Below are 9,197 nucleotides of genomic sequence, written 5' to 3' on the forward strand. Positions count from 1 at the left end.
ACCTGAATCGAGCGCAACTGCCCCATATTCACATTGAGATCGAAGTTGCGATAAATCATTGCCAACTGGGAGCGCAAAAAGTCGGTCAAATGATCAAAGCGCACTCCTGCCACATGAATCGTGCCCGCTCCCGGCAACGAGACCGATCCTGTCCGATCCACGATATAGGAGCCGCGTATATTGACCTGTCCCCATACCTGCAAACGCAATTCATCGCCCGGTCCAATGACATAATCGGGAGTTACAGGCACATCGCTCACCGGAGAGAATGTTGAAGGAAGAGCATTCCAAAAGATCGAAGCTCCAAAGATCGGCAGCGTTCGTCCAGTTGTGGCGGCCACCATCTGCTGAAACTCTGTCAGCGCGGGCTTTTTGCGCAAGCCCAAAATTCGTTGCTGGTTCCTGAGCGACTCCTGCTGAAGTCGCTGTGCCTGCGTCAAATTCTGGGTAGTCCCGGTGGTTGACTGGTTTGTCTGCTGGGTATTGTTCGTCACGTCCGTTGCTGTCGCACCAGAATAAGTCGTACCAGCGGGGACAGTTACAGGAAAAGCTTGCTGCAGGACACCAGGCGTCTGTCCCTGGTCCGTATAGAGCCCTTGATCTGTATAAAGTCCCTGATTCTGCCCGGAGCCGCTGCGAACTCCAGCGACCACAAAGAGAAGAGCGAAAATCAGAAGGCTGACAGGCCAGCGGCCGATCCTGGTATAAGAATACTTCGCTAATGCTGTTTTCACGCCTGTAAGGTTTTCGTCTTTCTCGTCTTTGCTCATAAGGAACTGGAACACTCTGTCGCGATCTACAAACCTTGGTACAGCTTACCGGACTTTTTGCCAATTTGCCGAAAATAGAGCCTCTGAGACCTGGCTCTCGTATTCCACTGGGTACGTTGACAAGCCAGTTGCCCAGCGAACTCCGCATCAGAGTATTGGTGGAATGGGTGGCAAAGGGGATGCATCTTCTACGGTCCCAGCGATACCAAGGCGTTGAACGTAGCGTCCGTCGCCACCGCGAATGACCGTCTCCGGCCCAACCTGGTAGGCGAATCCAACACGTGGCTGAATGTCCGAGTAAACGGTCGGGTTATAGCCGCGATTGGTGTTGTGGAAGTTAGCGGCATATCCGTTTGAGAGGATCGCATCCGGACCGTGTCCCTTGGCTACGCTCGGGAAGCCGTTGCCGGGATGACTACGCCATTGAGAGGTGTGCCCGTAGTGAAACCGGTTTTCGGATCAACCAGAGGAGCCTTCGATGCGTCGTAATAGGTCGGATCGAAGTATGCCGCATTTGCCCATGCCGCGGTCCATTGCGCGAGGCTGCGCAATGGAGAACCTGCTCAACCGTCGGAATGTCCCAGGCTTTTGAGCACTAAGGAAAACGAGCTCCGCCGAAGCGGAGCCCGTGAGGGTTGCAGTATTTGTTTCAGGTTAGAACGACGCCCGCAGACTGAACTGGAACTGACGGGCCGCTTCATAGCCGTTTCCGGCTGATTGTCCGCCACCATTCCCGTTTGCGCCACCCTTGGTTGTACTCAGGCCAAATTGACTAGAGGTGTATGTCAGGTTGGGGTTGTCCGCCGTAGGGTGGTTCAGGAAGTTGAACGCCTCAGCACGGAAGGTGAGTGCCGTGTTCTCGTGGCCTGGAATCAGAACCCAGCTCTTGTTGAGAGCCGCGTTATAGCTCTGGAAACCCGGGCCTGTGATCACACCACGAGCTCCACGGGCCTGGAACTTGCCCGCGTAGGTTGTGGTCAGCACGCTGTCCTTAGTGACATAGGCTGAAGTATCAAACCACTTCGAAGTACCAGTCTGACCTGCAAACGACTTATTGGTTTTCGTTTGATGCGTCATCCAGACATACTGGGCTCCCGAACCCGGCCCTACACCCGCGAAGTCTGTGCCCGTGGTGACACTCAGAGGACTGCCGGTCTGTGCCTGTAAGGTTCCGGAGACCTGCCAGTGGCCCAAGGTTGCACGGCTGAACATGTTCGGTGAGTGGTCGAACTGGTCGATGTTGTAAACGAAGTTTGTCACGAACACATGACGGTGGTCGAAGTCGCTCGGTCCCCACATAATGTTCCTGTCAAACGTGTTGGGCAGCTTGGTGCCGTTGCTGGAGCCGAAGTCCAGCGACTTGGACCAGGTATAAGCCACACCGAACAGCAGCCCCTTCGTCAAGCGGCGACGGAGATTCGCCTGCAGTGCGTGATAGATAGATCCGCCTCCGTTCGTCGATTGATTGATGGCGTAGAAACCCTGGTAAGGACGCAGCGTATCCGCATACTTCACGCCCTGGTTCTGCGGCTCAAACAACGTTCCGGGTTGAAGCTGGTTGATGTTCAACAACTCTTCCAGATGCACACCCTTGCGGCCGGCATAGGAGAGGGTAAAGATACCCACTTTCTTGAACTCCTGCTCCGCCGTCACATTCCAGTTCCACGACTCGGGGCTGGGATAGTTATAGGCCTGCGAGGAGTACAGCAACGGATAGTTCGCTGAGGCACCGCCGCCGCCCGGGTTGTCTACGCTGCCCAGCGATACGGAAGCCGAAGGCTGGAACGGCGTGTTGCCGCCGGTGAAGACGTTGTCCGTAATGCCGAGACGCTGAATGTAGCGGCCACCGCCTGCACGAAGCACCGATCCCGGCCTTACCTGGTAGGTAATGCCGAAGCGCGGCTGGAAGTTCGTCTTGATGGTGGGTGAGTACTGACGGCCATATCCGCGGAACAGGAAGGAGTACCCATTCGCCAGAATGGCCGAGCTTACGTGGCCCCGTGCGCTCGATGGGAAGCCGCTGCCTGGGATTACCACGCCGTTCAACAACTGCTGTGGGGTGCCGGTTACGGTTCCATTGATCGGGCTTACTGTAGCCGGACTGCTGGCGTTGTAGTCCTTTGGGCTGAAGACCGACTGGTTGCCCCACTTGGCGTAGTACGGATTGTAGTAGCTGTAACGGATGCCGGCTTCGATCACCATGTTCGGCGTTACGTGCCAGCTATCCTGAGCAAACGCATCGTAAGACCAGGCACGATACAGCGTGTAGGAGCGCTGACCGATCTCACCGTAGGTATCGAACAGGCCAAGGGCTGCGTTGGCAATACCCACCTTGGAAGTAGTGCCCCCAACGCGTTGATCGGTGAACACGAACTTTCCATTTTGGTTATTGGTGGAACCTGGCGTGTTCGAGACAGTGATCTGGTCCTTGTTGTTTTCACCGGCATACTCGGCAGAGACACCGAACTTCGCCGTGTGGTTGCCCCATACCTTGGTCAGATTGTCGGCGTAGGTGAACACGATACCGCCGGACTTCGATGGATACGGTGTGCCGTCCAGCAAACTGAAGCTGCCCGGAAGCTGAATGGTTGGGTACTTATTCGGCAGGTCCTTGGTCGCAGCGCCGAATAGGTAAGGATAGTTGATGCCGTACTTGGTGCGGTCATACAGACCACTGGAGGTATCTACCCCAATGGTAACGTGGTCAGAAGCAGCGGAGACAATCGCCTCGTTTACCATGGTCGGGTTGATGGTCCAAGAGTAATGCAGAACCGCAACCTGGTTTGGACGGCTCCACAACTGCGGCAACAGGTTGAAGTTGCCATTGTGCGGCGACGTCTGGTGGAACGTATAGTTCAGGATAGTCAGACGAATGCGGTGAGCATCGGCTGGAACCCAGTCCACCACAATCGTATCCTTGCGCTGGGTCTGCGGAGCTGGAGCGGTGTCGATCCAGTTGTAGCTGGCGGTTGCCGCGTTCGGCACCGGGAAAGCATCCAGCAGGCCAACTCCGTTCGCGCTAAGATCCGATTTCGGGATGATATTGCCGGCATACGGTGTATTGGTGCCGGGATGGTACACCTGGGTCCCGGCAGCATAGCCATACAGACCGGCATTAGAGCCAAGCAGCTCGCTAAAGTCACCGTTACGCATCGCGACGGAGGGCACGGTACGTGTCACAACGTCACCCACCATGTACTTCACCCACTCCTGTCCGAAGAGGAAGAAGAGGTGTTCCTTGTTCTTGTTCCAGTGACCCGGGATATAGAGGGGGCCATTGATATTCCAACCAAACTGGTTGAAGCGGAATGCTTGGGGATGCTGTTGGGTTGCGATCGGATTAGACGGAAGTTTGCGATACCAAGTATTGGCGTTGAAGAAGTTGTTACGAAGATACTCGTACGCCGATCCGTGGAAGTCGGAGGTGCCGCTCTTGGGTACCATGCGAACCTGGCCGCCATCGGAGCGTCCGTACTCGGCCTGGTAGCTGCCGGTCAGCACCTGCACCTGGCTGGTCGTGTCCACGTCGGCCACGCCGACGCTGGTGCCGTTGGAACGGGTACGCACCATCGGAGCGCCGTCGAGTGTCAGCAGACTCTCCTGGCTGCGCGCGCCACCGATGTTCAGGCCGTTGTCCACTCCGAAGTTGAAGTTTGCCATCGGAGCATTGCGCACGACGCCCGGCTCCATCTGCGCCAGATACATCGGATTACGGCCGTTGAGTTGAATGCTCTTGACCTGCTCCTGGGTTACGAGCTGACCGAGCACGGCGCTCTCCGTCTGCACCGAGTTGGAGTTTGCCTCTACAACGATGTTGCTCGAGGTATCGCCCACCTTCATCGGCGCATCGACGCGCTTGGCGATCGTGGGGTCCACCTGCACGCCGCTGATCTTGTACGTCTGGAATCCCGCGGCTTCCACCGTCACAGTGTAGGTGCCGGGGCGAACGTTGGGAACAGTGTACTGGCCGCTCCCATTGCTGGTAACCGTGTTCTCGACGCCGGTGCCTTCGTTGCGCAGGATGACCTTTGCATTGGCCACCAAAGCGCCGGATGGGTCAGTAACCGTACCCGATACTGCGGAACTGTCAGACTGAGCGATAGCACTGACTGGAGCGAAGGGGATCGCAAGTGGGATTGCCAGTGAAGCCGCAAAAAGCGTCCTCAGCACAAGCGTCCTCAAGGGGTAATGCCTCAAATACATACATACTGCCCCCAAATGAAACAAAAACGGACGTGAAATAAGGCGTGGAAAAGACGGGTCAAACTTCACAACGCATATTTCCGATGAAGTTGGACTCTCAGTTTTGTAACGGGCTGGGTATTTGAATTTCTCTGTTAGCATCTCGGACTCCTTTAAAGTTGGGGGGAATCTTTATCTTTGATCTTTTAACTTTTTATAGGCGTTCAAACTTCCAACTGAGCGTGATTGCGCTATCACAATCCGGAACAGATTTACGCTATCAAATTTGGCATGTCAACCAAAAAATACTATGGCTGAACTATATTGAGACTGAGTATTGTGAATGATGTGTTAGCCCTCTCATAAAACACTGTCAAAAGGTGCACGTGCGCAAGCTATTAAAGAAAAAAGCAACCCTGGAAGATGTGGCGCGGGCTGCCGGGGTAGGCCCCATGACAGTCTCCCGCACCATCAATGGCCATCCCTACGTCGCCAACGAAACGGCAAAAAAAGTTCGAGCGGCGATCCGTCAACTGGACTACCGCCCTAATCACGCTGCGCGTATCCTCACCGGACAGCTCTCGAAGGCGATCGGCCTCATCGTCCCCGATCTGTCAGATCCCTTTTTCTCTATCGTGAGCCACGCCGTGCAGGAAGCCGCGCGCGAGGCCGGCTATCTGGCGTGGCTGGCCGCCTCGAACGGCGATCCGGCCATTGAGGAAGCCCAGATCGAGCAAATGACCCATCATCCTGTCGATGGAATTTTGCTTGTTCCGGCGAACAGCCAAAGCAAATACCTGAAGGCCGTCGCCGCGGGATCAACGCCGCTGGTCACGATTGACCGTCCGATCGAAGCAGTCGTAACCGATTCCGTCGAGGTCGAAAACCGGGCAGGCGCTCGGATGGCCGTGGAACACCTCATCGGGCATGGCTACAAAAAGATCACCTGCATGGTGATGAACTTTCATCTGCAGCCTGTCAAACAACGGGTTGCAGGCTACGAAGAGTGCATGCGGCATGCGAATCTTTCTCGCAGAAAGATAACCTTGTCGGACGAGACGACGGCACAAAAAGTTCTGTCAGCTTTGTTTGATTCTCCCGATCGACCCGAAGCGCTGTTTACCGCCAACAATGCATGCACCATATGCGTCATCAAAACCCTACGAATATTGGGGATTGAGGTCCCGAGAGACGTGGCCCTGGTTGGTTTTGACGACGTCGATTTTTATACGCTGCTGAATCCTCCCGTAACCACGATCCGCCAGCCTGCCGCTGAACTGGGACGCACCTCTGCCCGCTTACTGCTGCAGAAAATTAGAAGCACATCGTCTACCTCCAGCGCGAGAACGGTTCTTCCGGTCACACTGATGATTCGTGAATCCTGCGGCTGTCGGGAAGCGTGAGGTTGCACCGGAGGGGCTTCTCAAAGCACCCGACAACGACTGTTTTCTCGCGAGAATTACGCCAAATACTTAGAGCAGGGGCGTCGCATCCCCTGCTCTAAGCATCGGGTACACTTTCTGTAGTGGTGCGCATGCGATCCTTCCGAATCGGTTGCGGCACCACCTCCCGCTTAGTCGGGCCTGTAGCTCAACGGTTAGAGCAGGGGACTCATAATCCCTTGGTTGGGGGTTCAAATCCCTCCGGGCCCACCATCAGTTCGCTGCGCTCAGCAGGATTCGCAGATCGCGGAGATTGTTGCCGGTTGGGCCAGTCGAGACGGTTGCTCCGATACGTTCCAGAAAGGTGTAGGAGTCGAACTGCTGCAATGATTTCATGGCCTCCGCCTGTGGCGTTTGCTCGTCCACGATGCCTCCAGCCGCTGGGCTGTTGCCGTCAATGCCGTCGGAACCTGCTGACAGGATGACCGTCGAAGCGTCGGATGGATCGAGCAGAGTCGCTGCATAGAGGCTGAAGTGCTGGTTGCGTCCACCTACGCCGGAAGAGCCTTGATTCGCCGCGCTGGGCAGCTTTACCGTCACTTCGCCGGAAGAGATCAGGCAGACGCTGGGACAGATGCTTCTCAAGCTGCGGAGGCGATCAACGAGATAATCTGCTGCGGCACGGTAATCCCAATCGTCGCAGGTGTTGTCGATGACGACGTGAAATCCCAGATCTTCCGCTCGCAGTCGCGCGGCTTCGGCCAGATCGTCGGAGTTCAGAAGGGTGATTGCTCTTGCGGTGAAGCTCTCTGGTTTCGGAGTTTCTGGAAGATCGTGTCGATCGAAAAATTGTCGGACAGAGAGAGGGAATCTGCTTTGCAGGTCATATCGGGTGAGGATCGCGCGGCATTCCTCTACTGTCGAGCTGTCTGGAAGCGTTGGGCCTGAAGCGAGAGCGTCCAGATGTTCGGGTGGAACATCGGAGATGAGCAGCGAGACGCTTGCGATTCCTTGAGCTGCGAGGGCGAGACGTCCGCCTTTGACCGCGGAGAAGTGCTTGCGGATGCAGTTGATCTCTGCAATGGAGGCGCCGCTGTGAACCAGCTCGCGATAGAAGCTTCTTGTGTCCTCGAGCGAGATGGCGGGATCAAGAGGAAGCTCCATCATGGCGGAGCCGCCGCCGCTGATGAGGAAGAGAACCAGTGTTTCAGAGGCTTCGTCTTCTTGCAGATCGCGCAGCATTTTGAGCGCAGCCTGTGCTCCGGATAGTGAGGCTTCGTTCGGGAGCGGATGACCGCCCTGGAAGAACTGGAAGTTCGCAGGCAGGGCTGATGGCTGTTCCCCTGCGATCAACACGCCGGAGACGTCGTGGTGAGTGCATGGCCGAAGGCAGGTCAGCAACGCGCTGAGCATGGCAGTCGATGCCTTGCCGATGGCGACGACTCGAATATGCTTCACAGGATCGAGTGCGATTGGCTCGGCTCCATTGATGAGGAGTCGGAGGCTTCCTTTTTCATCGCTGACGCTTATGGCTCTGGCAAAGGCGCGCTGGATACTACAGTCCGCAAGCGATTGCCGGAAGATGCTCTGAGCCATGTCACGCAATGTCGAGGTGGTCACTTTTGGAGAACTCCCTGAAAGCTATGAGAACACCTTTTTTTTGGGGGGTCCCCCCGGGGGGTACCTCGAACATAAACCTATTTGATTGAGGAACTTATCGAAATCAAGGCCTGTAAAATATTCATTCTTCGAGACTTAGAGGGCAAAATATTGTTTACAAAGGGGTTAGCCTCAGCTACTGCTTGCCCAACTGTTTCTCAGGGAGTTCTGATTCCGTTCTTGAACTCCGAGGATATTCCCTCGGTGGCTAAAGCCATGTGAGGCAGAGCTATTTACGGACGGGATGAAGCCCGCCCCTTTCAAAGCAAGAATTTAATCAGAGCTTTCCTGACGCTGTATTTAAGTTTAGCGAATTGGATAAAACTCTTTTGCAGATTGTGCAGGTTTATTTTTGCGGGTTGAAGAGTTTTGCTTTGTGGAGGTTAGCGGGTTTTTGCCGAGAATGAGCGCGGGTTTGGGGGTTGACATGAGTTTTGAAGCTTTGGGAAGCCATTGATTGGTGCGAACAGAGAAGAAAATAGAGGGGTCTCTCCACTGCACTGCGCTCCGGGCGAGATGACGTACTTTGTTGCCGGGACTGATCGGGATTACGTGCCTTGTTGTTGGGCTTCGGCCTTCGGCTTTGGTCAAGATGACGGAGTGCGAGGCGAGACTGAGGTTCCGCCCATTCAAAGCCAGGACTGAATCACCTATTTTAAAAGAGAGAATGCATTGCGGGCTGCCGTCAATGTTGTCGCAATCTCGGCCTCGCCATGAGCGGTGGAGACGAATGCGGCCTCGAACTGCGAGGGGGGCAGCCAGATTCCCTGCTCCATCATGGCTCGGTGGAAACGGCCGAAGGCTTCGGTGTCTGAGGTGGCTGCACTGGTGAAGTCAGTAACGGCGTTCGGGGTGAAGAACCAGGTGAACATCGAGCCCACGCGGTTTACGTTCAAGGAAATTCCTGCTTCGCCTGCGATGGCGGCAACGCCTTCGGCGATGGCTTCTGTAGTTTTTTCGAGCAAGGGGTAGATCGTGTCTTTCTTCGCGATCAGCTCCTGCAAGGTGGCGATTCCCGCAGCCATCGCCAGAGGATTTCCGCTGAGCGTTCCGGCTTGATAGACCGGGCCGAGGGGCGCGAGAAAGTCCATCACATCGGCGCGACCGCCGAAGGCTCCGCAGGGCAGCCCGCCACCAATGATCTTGCCCAGCGTGGTGAGGTCAGGCGTGATGTTGTAGAGCTGCTGGGCTCCGCCGAGCGAGA

General features: G+C 55.8%; 5 protein-coding genes and 1 tRNA gene. 2 read left to right on the top strand and 4 right to left on the bottom strand.

Going from position 1 to position 9,197, the window contains the following annotated elements:
• Positions 1-770 (bottom strand): polysaccharide biosynthesis/export family protein (locus VMU57_RS07060; RefSeq protein ID WP_325381929.1); only part of this gene is annotated, 770 nt, incomplete at its 3' end.
• Positions 771-1,424: 654 nt separating this feature from the next.
• Entirely contained in the window at positions 1,425-4,940 is a 3,516-nt protein-coding gene (locus VMU57_RS07065; RefSeq protein ID WP_325381930.1) for a TonB-dependent receptor, read from the bottom strand.
• Positions 4,941-5,338: 398 nt separating this feature from the next.
• On the opposite strand from VMU57_RS07065, the gene VMU57_RS07070 reads away from it, so the two are divergent.
• Both VMU57_RS07070 and VMU57_RS07075 read left to right on the top strand, forming a co-directional pair.
• On the top strand, positions 5,339-6,355 hold the full coding sequence (locus VMU57_RS07070; RefSeq protein ID WP_325381931.1) for a LacI family DNA-binding transcriptional regulator: 1,017 nt from the start codon (positions 5,339-5,341) through the stop codon (positions 6,353-6,355).
• Between the two features lie 176 nt (positions 6,356-6,531).
• Positions 6,532-6,607 (top strand) — tRNA-Ile (locus tag VMU57_RS07075).
• On the opposite strand, the gene VMU57_RS07080 is transcribed toward VMU57_RS07075, so the two are convergent.
• Positions 6,608-7,954, bottom strand: a complete 1,347-nt coding sequence (locus VMU57_RS07080) for a glycerate kinase type-2 family protein (RefSeq protein ID WP_325381932.1) — start codon at positions 7,952-7,954, stop codon at positions 6,608-6,610.
• A gap of 689 nt (positions 7,955-8,643) precedes the next feature.
• Positions 8,644-9,197: aminotransferase class III-fold pyridoxal phosphate-dependent enzyme (locus VMU57_RS07085; RefSeq protein WP_325381933.1), on the bottom strand; the 554-nt coding region annotated here is incomplete at its 5' end.

The organism is Edaphobacter sp., from assembly GCF_035532915.1.
Taxonomy (GTDB): domain Bacteria; phylum Acidobacteriota; class Terriglobia; order Terriglobales; family Acidobacteriaceae; genus Edaphobacter.